A 15,282-nucleotide genomic window follows, 5' to 3' on the forward strand; every position below is an offset into this window, starting at 1 on the left:
ATTATGGTTTCCCTGACTGGTTCGCCGGTTTTCAAGACACTGCTTCAATGGCTGGTTCCAGTCTCAATTCTCACTTTTCTTGTCAGCCTGGGACTTATTCCATGGATCGTAGGCAGACTTTCCGAAACCTGTTTCCTCAGGTTCTCTTCCACCGGAGCCTCACCTCAACAGAGAGAGCCAAAAACTTTTGCGGCTCTGGTTTTTCTTTTTCTTCGAAATATCCTTGGGATCCTCCTTTTTCTTGCAGGTTTTGTCATGCTTTTTCTTCCAGGCCAGGGGCTGCTGACAATACTCATTGGACTCCTGCTTCTCTCCTTTCCCGGTAAACAGAAACTTATTCACTTTCTTGTCAGGAAACAGATGATCCGACAGAGCCTGGACTGGATCAGAAAAAAAAGAGGGAAAACACCTTTTCAATGGCCGGAATTGGATGAATGATCAGTTTTCCCTCCGAAACCGGGAATTGGTGAAAATGGTTGATAGAGAGGATCTCCAACCAGCACCATCCGCCAGGACAGAAACGGAAGGGACACAAGGTATGCTTCACCCAGACTCATATATCCTTCAGAGAGATACTTGAAAAAGATTTCCGGCAAAGGAAAACCCTGGATATAAGGTTCACTCACCGGCCCGATAGTTGCGACACCACCTTTTTTGAGAATATTCACACACCAGACAGAACTCTTGGGGTTTCTCAGGGTTGAGCACTCGGAACTTGCCAGATGATATCCTATGGAACCTCTGTTCCATTTAAAACTGTCAACATATTTTGCCAGAGAATACCAGCCACAATACAATGCCACATCAGGACAACCGTTAACCGGAAAAAGATGCGGAGTATCATCCAGTACAACGTTCATCCTTTTCCTGACAATCTTTGCAGCACGGTGCAGGGAGGCATCATAGAGAGCATATCCCCTCAAATCCTTTTTCTTTGGGAATTTCCACCGGGCATCAAAATAGGCTGACCCCCGCAATCCTGTTTTTTCAACAGCCAATGTATCATCTATCATCCTGTAGACAGTATTTTTATCAGGGCCGTCCAGCCTGCAGACAAGAAGGACCTTGTCTTTATTAATCGGCAGATGCAATCCCTGAAAACCAATAAAATACGGATTTCTTATCCAGCCTGAAAGCCGATAATGGCCTGCAAGGACCAATGATAATTCGGAATCAACCGATGCTTTCTCTGAACCATTTGAAAGCCTCTTTATTTGATTTCTCAATTCTTTTTCGGTTAGCCCGGTTTCATCGTTTTTGTCATGTTTTCTCTTTTTATTCCTTCTTTCTTTCAATTCGTTTTTCAACGTTTTAATAGTCTCTAAAGCATCCCAATCCGGAGGGGTCGGGGCCACTTTCAGGGGTACTCCATAAATCAGAACAACACATGCTATTCTTGTTCCCGGTAAAAGTCTGTGGATGGCTGCATTAACAGGTTTTTTGAGGTTTTCATCAAATTCCTCCCGTGACATTTTCTCTTTTAAAGAAAGTCCAAGTTTTAAGAGATGATTCTCAGGAATGCCCCTTTTTTTCATATAATACTGACCGATCTCCACACTTCCAGCCATCCGTGAATTTGTGACAACGAGAATCTCTTTCGGTTCCATTGCAAATGAAACCGTAACAAAAAAACAGAGCAAAAAGATCACCAGTACAGTTTCTCCTGCTTTTATCCGAGAATCCCGCGACCAAATGTTGTTTTGCCGCAGTAGGATTTTTTTTTGTTTTTTGTTGCTGAGCCATTTTGTCCAGCCATGCTGGTTTATGAGAAATATTCTCCACATTTTATCACCCACCGAAACCGTTCACAAAATAGAATTTTTTCGCTATTCTGGAAAATACTGTTCTTTTTTTTTCTCTTGGTATATACTGTGTCCTATCCAAAGCCAGACTGGTTAAAGTTTTTCCCTGCATATTCGGTTTTATGGAAACTTGAACACCTAACAATTTAAATGATTACCAAGTGATATGATGCATACTCAAGATATTGCACAGGACATCACCAGACTGATTCTCAACCAGAAAAACCTTCTGGAGACAATACCCGAGATGGTCCTGCTTGTGAAGGGAAGTGAATCCATTGAGTACATGAATCCAAGTGCAAAAGCATTTTTTGGTGATCTCTGCAGAAAAGGGTCCGAAAACAAACAACCACAAGACAAGACCAGCATGGCTCTTCTTCAGGTAGTTTCTGATGCTATCAGTGAAAACAGGATAGGTGACACCCTCGAAACAACCCTCAATCAACTTCACCTGGAATATACACTTGCTCCCTTTCAAGGCTATCATGGCGATACCCTTTACTGGTTTTTTATCCGAGATCAGACTAAAACCAAAGCTCAATTTGAGGAACTGGAGCTTTTTCACAACAGTATTGAAACGATTCTCTCTCACAAGATCAATGAACTGAAAGAAAGTGAGAGAATGCGAAAAAATCTCTCAAAAGAACTCAATACCCTCAAGGAACACCTTAAAGAACAACCTGAAGAAGGGAAAATGGTCGGCTCAAGCAGAGCCCTGAGTGAACTGCGAGATATGGTTTTCCAGGTTGCAAAATCAGACGCAACTATCCTGATTACCGGAGAATCCGGAACAGGAAAAGAACTTGTTGCCAATCTTATCCGGGAAAGTAGCAGCAGAAATGAAAAACCTTTTTTAAAAATCAACTGCAACACCATTAATGACTCTCTCCTGGAAAGTGATCTTTTTGGACATGAGAAAGGTTCCTTTACCGGAGCAGACAGCAGGCGAAAAGGTAAATTTGAAGTTGTTGACGGCGGCACCATCTTTCTCGACGAAATTGGTGACATCAGCCCCAGAATGCAGGCAGCATTGTTAAGAGTCCTTCAAGACGGAGAAATAATTCGGGTTGGCGGAAATTCTCCAATTAAAATTGATGTTCGGGTTATCGCAGCAACCAACTGTGATCTGGCCGCAATGGTACAGGATGGCAGTTTTCGCCTTGATCTGTTTTACAGGTTAAATATCATTAACATTTCAATCCCGCCACTCAGGGAAAGAAAAGATGATATCGTAGATCTTGTTACGCATTTTATTCGTAAGTACCGCCAGGCTTTCAAGAAGGAAATCAACTTCTTACCTCAATCAATTCTGGACAGGCTCATCCTTCATGACTGGCCTGGAAATGTTCGGGAACTGGAAAATGTAATCCAGCGGGCAGTGCTCATGTCAAAAAATAACACTATTACTGAAAATGAACTGATCTTCGATATTCTCCCCGGCGAGGACCTCAATCCGCCTCACAAAAATTATCTGCAGCAACTCGACGGTCGCCCTCTCAAAGCGATGGTTGCAGAGGTTGAAAAGGATTTTATAATCCACGCCCTGGAAAAAAACCATGGGAATGTCGCCAAAACCGTGAAACAGCTGGAAATCGGGAAAACAGCCTTCTATGACAAGATGAAACGGTATAATATCTCCCCCAAAGACCACAAATGAAAAATGGCACATTTATTGCAAAAAAATTAATGAGATAAAATTCTCCTCAAGCAATTTTCTTGGAATAAACCATGTCGATGAAAGCCAAAAAACCAAATACATCATGCCCCTTCTGGTCCGTAAAATCCTTGAAATGCAGGCTCTGTAATGACGGACTGTTCATCCCCCTGGATAACCATATTGAAATTTACTGCACGACTGTTGATTATCCCCAATGCCTTCAATATTCACTCTACATGAACTCCCAGGAAGGACAATATCAACAAAAGGAAGATCAGTACGAAAACCGCCGCAGGCACAGGCGGATAGTAACACGCCACAAAGTGACTCTTGTAAAACTTCTTCACTCTGGAGAAATAATCTCTCACCATTCAACTTTTGCCGAGACATTGGACATCAGCATGGGAGGGATGCGAGTCACCATGAAAAGCCCACTTCTCAACAACACTGTAGTTCAGTTTTCCTTTGATGATTCCTTTCCGGAATCACTGCAGACTGGCATGGGCAAAATCCAGTGGTGTAACAAGCAGATAGATGACAATGTATATCAGGCAGGTCTTGCCTTTCAGGGACCCCATATTATAGAGGCCATGGGACTCTTTCTGGGAATCCATGACAAACAATTGTAATTACATAATAAAAAGTTTACAAATTATATTTTTCGTACTGCCCATACCAACGCTAATACCGGAATTCCCATAACGGCAGTAATGAGAAAAAATCTCTCATATCCAAACGTGGAAACCATTGTTCCCGAATAACCACCGATAAGCTTTGGAAACAGAGTCATCACGGAACTGAAAATTGCATATTGAACCGCAGTGAATGACACACTCGTCAAGCTTGAAAGAAAAGCCACAAATGCTGTAGTTGCAATACCGGCACTTAAGTTGTCAGCACCAATCACCAGGGCAAGTAATGTTGTATCCGCACCCCCTCCCGCAAGAATCATGAACAGAAGGTTTGTCGCCGCGGAAAGAAACGCCCCCAGAAATAGAATCGCCCTGACACCAAAACGTACCGTCAACATCCCCCGAAAAAACCACCGAGAAGGGTCATACCCAGGCCGAAGGATTTCGTGATTCCCGCTATGACATTTTTGCTGAACCCCATATCAAGATAGAAAACATTCGATACAACACCAAGTACAATATCTGAAAGACGATAAAACCCAACCAGAAGCAGGATGAGCAAAGCCGTTTTTCCGCTATACCGGACAAAAAAATCGGCTATGGGATCAACATAGGTTCTTCGTACCATTTTTGAGTCAACCACGCCACTTTTCTCAAAAAACCCGGCCACCAGAAATGCGACCAGAAGTGCAAGAATAAATCGCAGCAACTCAGCGAGAAAAGCCGTCACTCCCTTTTCTTTAACAAATAATCCGGTAAAAAAATCTTTCAGTTGGGCAACAACGGGTCCCGAATAAAAAAAAGTCAGGACAAATGCCATTACAACAAAAATAAACAGGACAAGGAACCGAAGGTACTCTGAAAGTGTATAGTCATGCCGCACTTCATTCTCAAGCTCAGGTTCTTTTATGGAAAAGGTCGTTATAATACCGATCAGCATAAATGCAGCCATACACAGATAAGTTGTTCTCCATGCGCCATAATTGTACAAAGCTCTTGTGGTACCAAGATAAGAAGCTAGAAACAGGGAGCCGGCACCGGCAACAAGCATACCGACACGATAGCCGGCGATATACATGGAGGCCAGCATAGCCTGCATACTTTCTTCAGCACATTCGATCCGATAGGCATCAATGGCGATATCCTGGGTAGCAGACGAAAAACCAAGCATCACCGCCGCCATTGCCATGAGACTGAGATTTTCAAGATTATCGGCCGGATTTACTGCACCCATCCAGGATATTGCTATTATCACCCCCACTTGAGCCAGAAAAAGCCAGGATCTTCGCCTGCCGAGTTTACGGGTTAACCATGGCACGGGTAAAAGGTCAACTACGGGAGCCCAGATAAATTTGAAAGAATAACCGAGAGCAGCCCAACTGAAAAATGTCACAGCAGCCCTGCTCACGCCTGCTTCTCTGAGCCAGACTGAAAGTGTTGAAAAAATCAGAAGTATTGGCAGACCCGCAGAAAATCCGAGAAAAAACATAGCCACGACTTTGGGATGGCACCATATTTTCATGCCTGTCGCCCAGGATAACTTTTCCCTCTTTTCTTGGCTCATTATTGTCTTTTCCTTTTAATAAGATTATGTTATTCGACAGGGTGCATTGTCGGTGGAGACTTATGAAATAAAGATCCAAATGATTTATCAGCCCGAATAACTTAGTTTATCTGAAAATCGTTTGCAACAGGATAGGTTTCCTGCAAGACAACGTGTTGCCTGGCTGTTTGCAGGGTTCAGGACATAATAAAAATTAAGATACAACTGTTTACTCCGGTTTCATTTATGGAAAATATTAGAATATACAATACCCTTTCCGGGAAAAAAGAGATCCTTACTCCCCTGGAACCTGGACATGTAAAACTCTATGTATGTGGTATAACTTCCTATGATTACTGCCACATAGGCCATGCCCGTTCAGCTCTTGCCTTTGATATGATTGTCAATTACCTGCGATACCGGGGCTACAAGGTGACCTATGTCAGGAATTTTACTGACATAGATGATAAAATTATCACCAGGGCCGCCGAACAGAACTGCTCCGCCTCCGAACTGGCTAACAGGTTTATTATTGAATTTTACAGAGATATGGACGCCCTGGGAATAGACAGGCCTGATGTCGAACCAAAGGCAACGGATCACATTGAAGAAATGATCGAACTGATTGAAGAGCTTGTTGACAAAAATATGGCCTATCAGTCGGGAAATGATGTCTACTATGTTGTAGAGAGTTTTCCTGAATACGGCAAACTTTCCCGCAGAAACCTGGATGATATGCAGGCAGGAGCACGCATCAATGTCAACGAACAGAAACGTCACCCCATGGATTTTGTCCTTTGGAAAGGCTCAAAACCCGGAGAACCCACATGGGACAGCCCATGGGGTCCGGGACGACCCGGGTGGCATATTGAATGTTCTGCCATGAGCCGAAAATACCTGGGTGCAACCTTTGATATCCATGGAGGTGGCAAGGATCTTATTTTTCCCCATCATGAAAACGAGATAGCCCAGAGTGAAGGTGCAAACGATCAGCCATTTGTAACTACCTGGATTCATCACGGTTTTGTAACTATCCGAGATGAAAAAATGTCAAAATCCCTGGGAAATTTCCTGACTATCAGGGACATACTGGATAATTATCACCCCGAAGTTCTGCGTTTCTTTATTTTTTCAACCCATTACCGCAATCCTCTCGATTTTTCGGAAACAGCCATGCGGGATGCAACAGGCGGCCTGGAAAGACTCTATAAATGTATTGCTGCAATTGAAAACCTCAAGCCGACCGGCGATGATAAACAACAGGACAGGATGGTACTGCCAGAAAAAGACAGAGAAAAAATTCTCTCTCTTGAAAAACGTTTCCAGGAATCAATGGATAATGATTTCAATACTGCCAGGGCCCAGGGAATCTTCTTTGAAACTGCAAAAATTCTCAACAGGAGTGTCAAGCTCATTGCAGAGAATCCTTCAACCAAAGACACAATTCTCCTTAAAGATTGTGCTGTAACCCTGAAAAAACTGGCAAACATCATGGGACTTCTGCGGGAGAATGCAACAGAATATCTTTCAGCCAGAAAAGCAATGCAGATAGCTGGACTGGATCTTGATGAAGAAGAAATAAACAGGTTGATAGAGGAAAGAAACAAATGCCGTGCAGAAAAAAACTGGGCACGAAGTGATGAAATCCGCGATGAACTCCTCAGTAAAAATATTGTCTTAAAAGATGATGCCGCAGGAACTACCTGGTCAGTAAAATGACGTAACAGGTCACAGGATACGGAATCTTTTTGCGATCAGCCCGGCTTACGTATGACCAATACGCTGCGCCGGGCTGCTTGCGAAAATCTTCAGCACCCTGTAACCTGTTGCAAATACAATAATTGATACAACGAAGTTGCCTGCCCTGTGATCAGTTACAAAATAACAGGCCGGATTTATCATCAGCGCGTGTCTGTCCAGAAATGAGATTTTTTGTTCAAGTTCAGGGAATATGGAAAAATAATCGATGGCTCTTACCAGGGTGATCTTATGAGAAAACCAGCTGTGGCGGATCGCTTTTACCCGGGTTCCCCGGATGAACTGAAAAAGACCATTTCAAACCTGTTGAAGGGGGCTGAAAGAAACAGAAAAAAAGCTTTTGCAGCAGTTTCTCCTCACGCAGGATATATCTATTCCGGAGAGCTTGCAGCTGAAACTCTCGGCAGTATTGTTATACCCGAAACTGCAATAATGATCGGACCGAACCACCGTGGAGCCGGTGCACCTGCAGCTCTTTCCACCTGTCCCTGGGAACTTCCCTCAGGCGTGGTACCCATCAATGAGAAACTGGCTCAAGATATTCTACATTATTCTTCGAATATAACCTGCGATGAAAGAGCCCATAAGTTGGAACACTCCATCGAAGTTCAAATTCCTTTTCTGCAATACCAGCAGAAGGATTTGTCCATTGTCCCTCTCATTGTTTCACATATTTCATATCCGCTCTGTATTGAAATTGCAGAAGCCCTCGTAGATGCTATCAAAGCCTTCAAAAAGGAGGTACTCATTGTAGCCTCAACAGATATGAGCCATTATGAACCACGGCATATTGCAACTGAAAAAGATGCTCAAGCTCTCCAGCATATCAAAAATATAAATCCGGAGAAACTCTATTTTACTGTATTTGACCATAAGATTTCCATGTGTGGCGTTATTCCCGTAACGATAACGCTTATTGCCGCAAAAATGATGGGTGCATCAACCTGTGAACTGATCGGCTATACCGACTCCGGCTATGCTTCCGGTGATATAGAGCAGGTAGTAGGTTATGCAGGTCTGACTATTTCTTGATTTATTTGTTGTATTTTCAACTTATTATTCATTTTTCACCTACAGAGTCACTACGACTTCAGGTTATCCAATCTTAATGCAGGATAGTGTCCGCCGATTCTCACGAATACAGCTATTTTGAAACTACACTGCTGCACCATAGATTTTTTCTTGACACTAACGATTCAATCTTTTATAAACTCGAAACACTTCATCCTGCTGGGGGATGGTCTAATGGCAAGACGGCGGACTCTGACTCCGCTTATCGGGGTTCGAATCCCTGTCCCCCAGCCAGTTCTAAAACTGGCCACACAAGTTTTTCTTTATTCAAATAATAACGCACTGTTATTTTTACCCCTATAGCTTTACCAAAAGATTCACTCCCGATAAATCAATAAAAGTTTAAACCCCAATTTCTCAAAATTGACATGATGTCTATGAGAGATACAGGTTGAATGGAAACTTTCATTTAAGTATTCTCAATATCATAGCCTGTGGCATTGATACTGGGCAGTATTAATGTTAGAATATTATCTAATTACGTACAAAACTCAGCCTGACACCTATGAACCTGGAAATGTGCCTGAGTCTCACGAGAAATCAGAAAATACTATGACGTTTAAGTTTTTTGTTGATTTGACGCTTCTTTTCACGGGTAGTCATTTCTTTAACCGGTTTCTTTCAGCAAACACTTTTCATTTTTACGGGAACTTTTATTATGAGCGTTGACACAGATTCTCTCAATACAATTCCAGACAACAAACCTGTACGGATATTCCTTCCCCTGACAAGTGGCCCTGAACGATACAGAGTTCAATGTATTTATCAGAGAAGCGAATCACCCCGGTTTTCACTGCTGTTCAAACCCGGTACCCTGCCGGTTGAAAAAATTTCCCGTGACCAGCCCTGTATAATCACCATAGATATGGGTGGACCGACCCTCTCCCTGGAAGCAATGATAAAGGATATCCCCAATGATCAGACCCTGCACATGATAGTAAAAAAGTCCATAAGCCATGAGCAGATGCGGGATTTCTTCAGGGTTGACGCCACAACAAAAATCATCAGTAAATCTTTCCACACGGAATTTTTCAACAGTAACAATGAACCATGGGCTATTGAAGGAAAAACCATTGATATCAGTGGAAGTGGTATTCTCGCTGTTTTTTCTGAACTTCCGCCTCCGGACCAGCAGATTCGCCTGGAAATAACTATTCCTACAGCAGAACCGGAGACAATTACTGTTCTGGCCCAGCAGGTTCGTGTTCACCAACTGAAAGACGGACTTTTTGAGGTAGCCTATAATTTTATTGATATCTCCCCGGAAGACAGGGACAAAATTATAGGTTGCTGCCTGGTCATCCAAAGACAGCAGCTTCGCTTGAAGGTACAGGTAAAAGATTCTTAGACAAGAAGGCTACAATCCACTCCACACCAAATATTAGACCAAATACAATGTCTGAAACAGATATTAAACGACTGGTGCAGTCGATTGCCGATACAGAGCCTGCTACTCTTACGCTTACCAATTCTGCCGGGAAGCGCACTTCCTATAAATGTATCTTTAAAGAATCTGAAGCACCCCATTTTTTCATTGTACTCACGGAGGTGGAATCTCTCCCATCTGATATTGACTTCACAAGATCATGTGCTTTTGTCAGCAAAAATAAGGAAGGGGATACTGTATCCTTCTCAACGTCTGTTATTGAAAGAAAAAACGATAAAATTATTGAACTGACTGCCAAAAAATCAATAAATCCTGAAGACCTTCGTGAGTATTTCAGAGTCAATCTGAAGACAAGCATTACCGTCAGTTTCCAACCGGAAAATCCAGACAGCAAACTGCCCGAATGGGAAATTACCGGTGAAGTTGTTGATATTTCTCAATCCGGTGTGCTGGCTATTCTTTCTGAAGAATGTACAGTCAACAATTCTCTATTTATCGAGATAGACCTCACTGAACCCGCAAAAACAGTTTACTGCATCGGCCATATTGTCAGGAAACAGAGAATGAGAAAAAATCGCTGGCTTACCGCATTTCACTTTGACGAAATCAGCCAAAAGACTGTCGACGACATTGCCAGGAACTGTTTCGCCGAGCAGAGAAGACAACTACGTGAAAATATCCAGACAGCCGGTTAAACCCGTAGGGCTGGATATTTTATCCTTTGGGTGCAACGGAACGGTCAATAAACATCCCCTTTTTTGTTTGGAAAATGAACCTCCCGGTACACCGTTGAGTGATTGTTTCATATGCAATACGGGCTAATGATTGGTTCAATTCCTGTCGATAAATATCCATGGCTGCAATCACATCCCTCACATCAATTGCTCGAGTCAGCTCTGCCACATCTCAAACAGGCAGGCAGAGTCAGGGTGAATATCGCCCTGTACCCGGTAAGATTTTCAACGCACTGGTACTTGAAGCACAAGGTGAAGACCTTTTCCTGCTTGACATTGCGGGAAAACAATTAACCGCAACCACAAAAGCCCCACTGGCTCCCGGCCAATCCCTGAGCCTCCAGGTTGTTCGATCAGCACCTCAAATTGAATTAAAAATTGTAACACAACCACAGGATCTTTTTTTTGGTCGCTCTCTTACATTACTCGAAAAGAACATTGATCTGTCTAGTCTTTTCAGTGCTCTGAACGAACAGCCATCTGCCGATCTTTCCACCTTATCTGCGCCCACCAGGAATATTCTCAACCTCTTCTCCACACTTCAGCAGCAAAATCCAATAAACCAGAACGACAGCGGAACTGTTCTCAAACAGTTCATCGACAAACTCGGATTGTCACTTGAGCATATGCTTGCAGACCAGAACGGTCCCGCTGCTGCCGAAAACCTCAAAGCTGCATTGCTTGATATTGCAAATACATTCCGAAACAGTGAAAGTCTGGCTGAAAATACAGGTAAAATTCTCAATACCATAGAACTTTTTCAGCTGGCACAGCTTTATAACACTCAAGATCGCCAATTCATTCTTCCTCTTCCCCTTCCATTTATCGAAAAGGGTTATCTGGTTGTAGAATACGAAGATAAAAATAAAGGGCAAGAAAATGATCCCGTAAACAAAAAATACGACAGATTCTCACTTTACCTCACCATGTCTGATCTGGGAAATATACAGATCGATTTTCTACAGATAAAAGAGACACTCTACTTACGTTTTCGTACTGATTCGGAAGAAAAAACCAGGTTTGTAAAACACTTCAGCGAACAATTGCACGAAACTCTTTCTGGTTCTCCTCAAATTAATATTTCTTTTTCCTCAGATGCTCCAGACCCTATAGCAGATTTACTCCAACGGGTTATTTCCGAAGATAAATCCATGGTAAACACAAAGGCCTGATACAGAATGAACAACAGCAGAAAACAGAACAAGGCTGTTGCAATCAGTTACGATGGAACTGAAAGCCAGACACCAAAAATTGTCGCCAGCGGCAAAGGAAGAATAGCGGAAAAAATAATTGAGACTGCAAAGCAAGCCGGAATACATATTCAGGAAGATCCCAACCTGGTTGAACTTCTCTCCAAAGTTCCGGTCGGCGATGAAATTCCAGTGGAATTGTATCAGACGGTAGCCGAGGTTCTGGCGTTTGTCTATCAGATAAATGAAAAATTCAAGAAGAAACTGGAGAATTCCCGGGAGTAAAACCCATTAAAAATTGGGTTGCAGATCATTCTGCAACCCCATTTTAAAGCGCTGGCGGAGCGGACGGGACTCGAACCCGCGACCTCCGGCGTGACAGGCCGGCATTCTAACCAACTGAACTACCGCTCCAGCATTTATCATGAAAGTCCGCACTAAAGAAAAGGTGGTTGTTACACTGTGCGCTATTTCAAGATACATTTTACCCCAAAAGGGGTATACAAACTTACCTATTATAAAACTATTATTTGACTGTGGTGGGCGGCACAGGGCTTGAACCTGTGACCCTCGGCTTGTAAGGCCGATGCTCTCCCAACTGAGCTAGCCGCCCGTCAATCAAAACCATTACAGCAAAAATCCGTTTGCAACCAGATCTCTATTTAAATATCCGCTGAACAATACTGGCGGAGCGGACGGGACTCGAACCCGCGACCTCCGGCGTGACAGGCCGGCATTCTAACCAACTGAACTACCGCTCCAGCATTTATCATGAAAGTCCGCACTAAAGAAAAGGTGTTGTTACACCGTGCGATATTTTCAGGATACATTTTACCCCAAAAAGGGGTATACAAACTTACTTATTATAAAACTATTATTTGACTGTGGTGGGCGGCACAGGGCTTGAACCTGTGACCCTCGGCTTGTAAGGCCGATGCTCTCCCAACTGAGCTAGCCGCCCGTCAATCAAACGTGAGGGATTATTTACCAACTTCCCCCTGCTACGTCAAGCAAAATTGTCAAGCTGGGGTGAGATAACTCTCTATAAAGTTTTTTAGTGGGATATCATATTGTTATAAAACAATCAATTTTTGAGAGATGGCTTACCTTCAATCGAAACCAGAGCCTTCTCCAGGACCTCATCCATATGGTCAACAACAGTTATATCCAGTGATTTCCTGATTTTCGCAGGAACATCATTCAAATCACGTTCATTTTCCTTTGGGATAAGAACCTGGGTAATATTACCTCTTTTAGCCGCAAGCAGTTTTTCGGTCAATCCTCCGATGGGAAGGACGCGGCCTCGTAATGTAATTTCTCCTGTCATTGCGAGTTCATGCTTCACCGGAACCTTGATCAGAGCGGAAACAAGCGTTGTGGCAATCGTAATTCCAGCGGAAGGCCCGTCTTTGGGTATCGCTCCTTCAGGAACATGGATATGAATATCCAGTTTCTGATAGAAATCCTCATCAAGTCCAAGCACTGCAGCTCTGGACCGTACATAGCTGAGTGCAGCCTGGGCCGATTCCTGCATAACATCGCCCAGTTTCCCTGTTATTGTCAATTTCCCTGAACCTGCCATGAGTGTGGCCTCAATTTGCAACAACTCCCCCCCCACTTCGGTCCAGGCGAGACCTGTAGTGAGGCCAATTTCGTCATTTTCCTCGGCCCGTCCATATCTGTATTTGGGAGTTCCCAGATATTTAAGAACAGATTGAACACTGATTCTGTATTTTTTATTTTTCAGATTCTTTTTCAACCGATCCCGGGCAACCTTACGGCAGAGAGAAGCAATTATTCTCTCCAGGTTCCTGACACCGGCTTCTTTTGTATATCTGCGGATAATTTCAAGAATAGCACCGCCAGTCAGCTGAATATCTCCCGGTTTGAATCCATTTTCCTCAAGTTGTTTAGGAATCAGGAAACCTTCCGCAATTTTGAGTTTATCCTCTTCAGTGTAACCACTGAGCTGAATAATCTCCATCCTGTCCTGCAACGGAACCGGAATCCCATGAAGATTATTGGCGGTAGTTATGAAAAATATTTCAGACAGATCGTAATCAATATCCAGGTAATGATCATTAAAGGCAATATTCTGTTCAGGATCAAGCACTTCAAGCAGAGCAGATGATGGATCTCCCCTGAAATCCATGGACATCTTGTCCACCTCATCCAGACAGAACACGGGATTAGCAACATTCACCTTCTGCATTGACTGGATAATTTTCCCCGGCATTGCACCAATATAGGTACGCCTGTGTCCTCGAATTTCAGCCTCATCCCTTACCCCCCAAGAGATAATCGGGCAAATTTCCTTCCCATCGCCCTGGCAATGGACTTACAGACAGAAGTCTTACCGACACCAGGAGGGCCGACAAGACAAAGTATCGGTCCCTTTATCTTTTTCACCTGGGCCTGTACTGCCAGGTATTCAAGAATACGTTCCTTCGGTTTGACCAGACCGTAATGATCTTCGTCGAGAATTTTTTCCGCCCTGTTGATATCAATTTTTGATTTGGATTTCTTATTCCAAGGCAGACTTACAATACAATCTATGTAATTTCTCACCACCGTTGTCTCCGCTGACATCGGCGGCATATTTTTTAATTTTTTCAGTTCTTTCAGAGCTTTTTCCCTGGCGAGTGCCGGCATCTTCTTTTTATTGATGGCCTCTTCCAGCTCACCCAGTTCATCCAGCCCATCACTGTTCTGGGCCATCTGGCTCTGGATTTCCCGAACTTTTTCACCAAGGTAATAATCCCGCTGTGTTTTCCCCATCCGCATCTTTACTTTTGCGTTGATGCGTTTTTCCAGTTCTGCAAGTTCAATTTCACGATTGATAATCTCCAGCACCTTCTCCATACGTGCCGTGAGCGGTTCCGTTTCAAGAATTTGCTGTTTTTCTTCACTCTTCAGGGGCAGATGAGAACAGATTATATTCAGGAGTTTGAATGGGTTCTCAATTAACTCCAGCGAAGTAAGGACTTCTTTGGCAATTTTCTTATCAACAGCCGCATATTTTTCAAAAAATTTACGTAGCTCACGTTCATAAACAATGAGCTCCCCGGATTCCTCAAAATCGTCTATATTTTCTTCAACTTCGGCCTGGAGAAAATCATCATGAGGGACAAAGGAAACTATTTTTGCCCTCGCTTTCCCTTCCACCAGAGCCTTAATCGTACCATCAGGCAGTCGAAGTAACTGCATTATAGTGGCCAGGGTTCCAACACTGTACAGATCTTCCGTCAGAGGTTCATCCACCGTGGAATCTTTCTGGGTTACCAGCAGGATATCCGTCTTCTTTTCCATTGCATCTTCGAGCGCCTGGATGGATGGCTTTCTTCCTACCACCAGAGGTGCAACCATATGAGGGAAAATTACAATATCCCGCAGTGGCATTAATGGGTAAAGTTTTGTCACAGGATCTCCTTTTGATATTTCACAAACTTCCTCTTTCACTGCTTTCCTTCTTTTCTTTCCTCTTCCTGAATCCATCAGTATTCACCGG

General features: G+C 43.3%; 10 protein-coding genes, 5 tRNA genes and 2 pseudogenes. 10 read left to right on the top strand and 7 right to left on the bottom strand.

Translation table 11 applies throughout. From position 1 onward, the window contains the following. The first annotated feature begins 3 nt into the window (after positions 1-3). Positions 4-438 (top strand): PGPGW domain-containing protein, encoded by a 435-nt coding sequence (locus tag LO777_RS08575; protein ID WP_228857093.1) that lies wholly within the window; start codon positions 4-6, stop codon positions 436-438. On the opposite strand, the gene LO777_RS08580 is transcribed toward LO777_RS08575, so the two are convergent. Then, positions 414-1,607: a TIGR03790 family protein gene (locus tag LO777_RS08580; RefSeq protein WP_228857094.1), complete on the bottom strand. Its 1,194-nt coding sequence runs from the start codon at positions 1,605-1,607 to the stop codon at positions 414-416. The genes LO777_RS08575 and LO777_RS08580 overlap by 25 nt on opposite strands. 361 nt (positions 1,608-1,968) lie before the next feature. Here LO777_RS08580 and LO777_RS08585 point away from each other — a divergent pair, with 361 nt between their 5' ends. Beyond that, positions 1,969-3,459: a sigma-54 interaction domain-containing protein gene (locus LO777_RS08585; protein ID WP_228857095.1), complete on the top strand. Its 1,491-nt coding sequence runs from the start codon at positions 1,969-1,971 to the stop codon at positions 3,457-3,459. A gap of 71 nt (positions 3,460-3,530) precedes the next feature. Next, positions 3,531-4,088, top strand: a complete 558-nt coding sequence (locus LO777_RS08590; RefSeq protein WP_228857096.1) for a PilZ domain-containing protein — start codon at positions 3,531-3,533, stop codon at positions 4,086-4,088. 23 nt (positions 4,089-4,111) lie between these two features. On the opposite strand, the pseudogene LO777_RS08600 reads toward LO777_RS08590, so the two are convergent. Further along, positions 4,112-5,655 (bottom strand): annotated as a pseudogene (locus LO777_RS08600) (AmpG family muropeptide MFS transporter). Between the two features lie 225 nt (positions 5,656-5,880). Between LO777_RS08600 and cysS the strand changes: the two are divergent. From cysS to LO777_RS08635, 7 genes are all read left to right on the top strand, one after another. Further along, on the top strand, positions 5,881-7,353 hold the full coding sequence (gene cysS / locus LO777_RS08605) for a cysteine--tRNA ligase (protein WP_228857099.1): 1,473 nt from the start codon (positions 5,881-5,883) through the stop codon (positions 7,351-7,353). Between the two features lie 270 nt (positions 7,354-7,623). After that, positions 7,624-8,424 carry an AmmeMemoRadiSam system protein B gene (gene amrB / locus LO777_RS08610; protein ID WP_228857100.1) on the top strand — a complete coding sequence of 267 codons (801 nt, stop codon included), beginning with the start codon at positions 7,624-7,626 and terminating at the stop codon, positions 8,422-8,424. 199 nt (positions 8,425-8,623) lie between these two features. After that, positions 8,624-8,697: transfer RNA gene (locus LO777_RS08615), tRNA-Gln, on the top strand. Positions 8,698-9,121: 424 nt separating this feature from the next. Further along, positions 9,122-9,811: a PilZ domain-containing protein gene (locus LO777_RS08620; protein WP_228857101.1), complete on the top strand. Its 690-nt coding sequence runs from the start codon at positions 9,122-9,124 to the stop codon at positions 9,809-9,811. A gap of 47 nt (positions 9,812-9,858) precedes the next feature. Then, a complete protein-coding gene (locus LO777_RS08625; RefSeq protein WP_228857102.1) occupies positions 9,859-10,545 on the top strand; it encodes a PilZ domain-containing protein in 687 nt (228 codons plus the stop codon). A 158-nt stretch (positions 10,546-10,703) separates the two neighbouring features. Continuing rightward, positions 10,704-11,756 carry a hypothetical protein gene (locus LO777_RS08630; protein ID WP_228857103.1) on the top strand — a complete coding sequence of 351 codons (1,053 nt, stop codon included), beginning with the start codon at positions 10,704-10,706 and terminating at the stop codon, positions 11,754-11,756. Between the two features lie 6 nt (positions 11,757-11,762). After that, positions 11,763-12,059 (top strand): EscU/YscU/HrcU family type III secretion system export apparatus switch protein, encoded by a 297-nt coding sequence (locus tag LO777_RS08635; protein WP_228857104.1) that lies wholly within the window; start codon positions 11,763-11,765, stop codon positions 12,057-12,059. A 52-nt stretch (positions 12,060-12,111) separates the two neighbouring features. Here LO777_RS08635 and LO777_RS08640 read toward each other — a convergent pair. From LO777_RS08640 to lon, 5 genes and pseudogenes are all read right to left on the bottom strand, one after another. Continuing rightward, positions 12,112-12,188 (bottom strand) — tRNA-Asp (locus LO777_RS08640). A gap of 123 nt (positions 12,189-12,311) precedes the next feature. Further along, positions 12,312-12,387, bottom strand: a tRNA-Val gene (locus LO777_RS08645). Between the two features lie 71 nt (positions 12,388-12,458). Beyond that, a tRNA-Asp gene (locus tag LO777_RS08650) sits at positions 12,459-12,535 on the bottom strand. A gap of 124 nt (positions 12,536-12,659) precedes the next feature. Continuing rightward, positions 12,660-12,735: transfer RNA gene (locus LO777_RS08655), tRNA-Val, on the bottom strand. 123 nt (positions 12,736-12,858) lie between these two features. Continuing rightward, positions 12,859-15,173, bottom strand: a pseudogene (gene lon, locus LO777_RS21000) (endopeptidase La). Positions 15,174-15,282 lie beyond the last annotated feature (109 nt).

The organism is Desulfomarina profundi (genome assembly GCF_019703855.1).
GTDB lineage: Bacteria > Desulfobacterota > Desulfobulbia > Desulfobulbales > Desulfocapsaceae > Desulfomarina > Desulfomarina profundi.

Excerpts from the sequence above, each read along its gene's own strand:
- LO777_RS08575 (WP_228857093.1), top strand. The coding sequence starts at position 4 with ATGGTTTCCCTGACTGGTTCGCCGGTTTTCAAGACACTGCTTCAATGG.
- LO777_RS08580 (WP_228857094.1), bottom strand. The coding sequence starts at position 1,607 with ATGGAACCGAAAGAGATTCTCGTTGTCACAAATTCACGGATGGCTGGA.
- LO777_RS08585 (WP_228857095.1), top strand. The coding sequence starts at position 1,969 with ATGATGCATACTCAAGATATTGCACAGGACATCACCAGACTGATTCTC.
- LO777_RS08590 (WP_228857096.1), top strand. The coding sequence starts at position 3,531 with ATGTCGATGAAAGCCAAAAAACCAAATACATCATGCCCCTTCTGGTCC.
- cysS (WP_228857099.1), top strand. The coding sequence starts at position 5,881 with ATGGAAAATATTAGAATATACAATACCCTTTCCGGGAAAAAAGAGATC.
- amrB (WP_228857100.1), top strand. The coding sequence starts at position 7,624 with ATGAGAAAACCAGCTGTGGCGGATCGCTTTTACCCGGGTTCCCCGGAT.
- LO777_RS08620 (WP_228857101.1), top strand. The coding sequence starts at position 9,122 with ATGAGCGTTGACACAGATTCTCTCAATACAATTCCAGACAACAAACCT.
- LO777_RS08625 (WP_228857102.1), top strand. The coding sequence starts at position 9,859 with ATGTCTGAAACAGATATTAAACGACTGGTGCAGTCGATTGCCGATACA.
- LO777_RS08630 (WP_228857103.1), top strand. The coding sequence starts at position 10,704 with ATGGCTGCAATCACATCCCTCACATCAATTGCTCGAGTCAGCTCTGCC.
- LO777_RS08635 (WP_228857104.1), top strand. The coding sequence starts at position 11,763 with ATGAACAACAGCAGAAAACAGAACAAGGCTGTTGCAATCAGTTACGAT.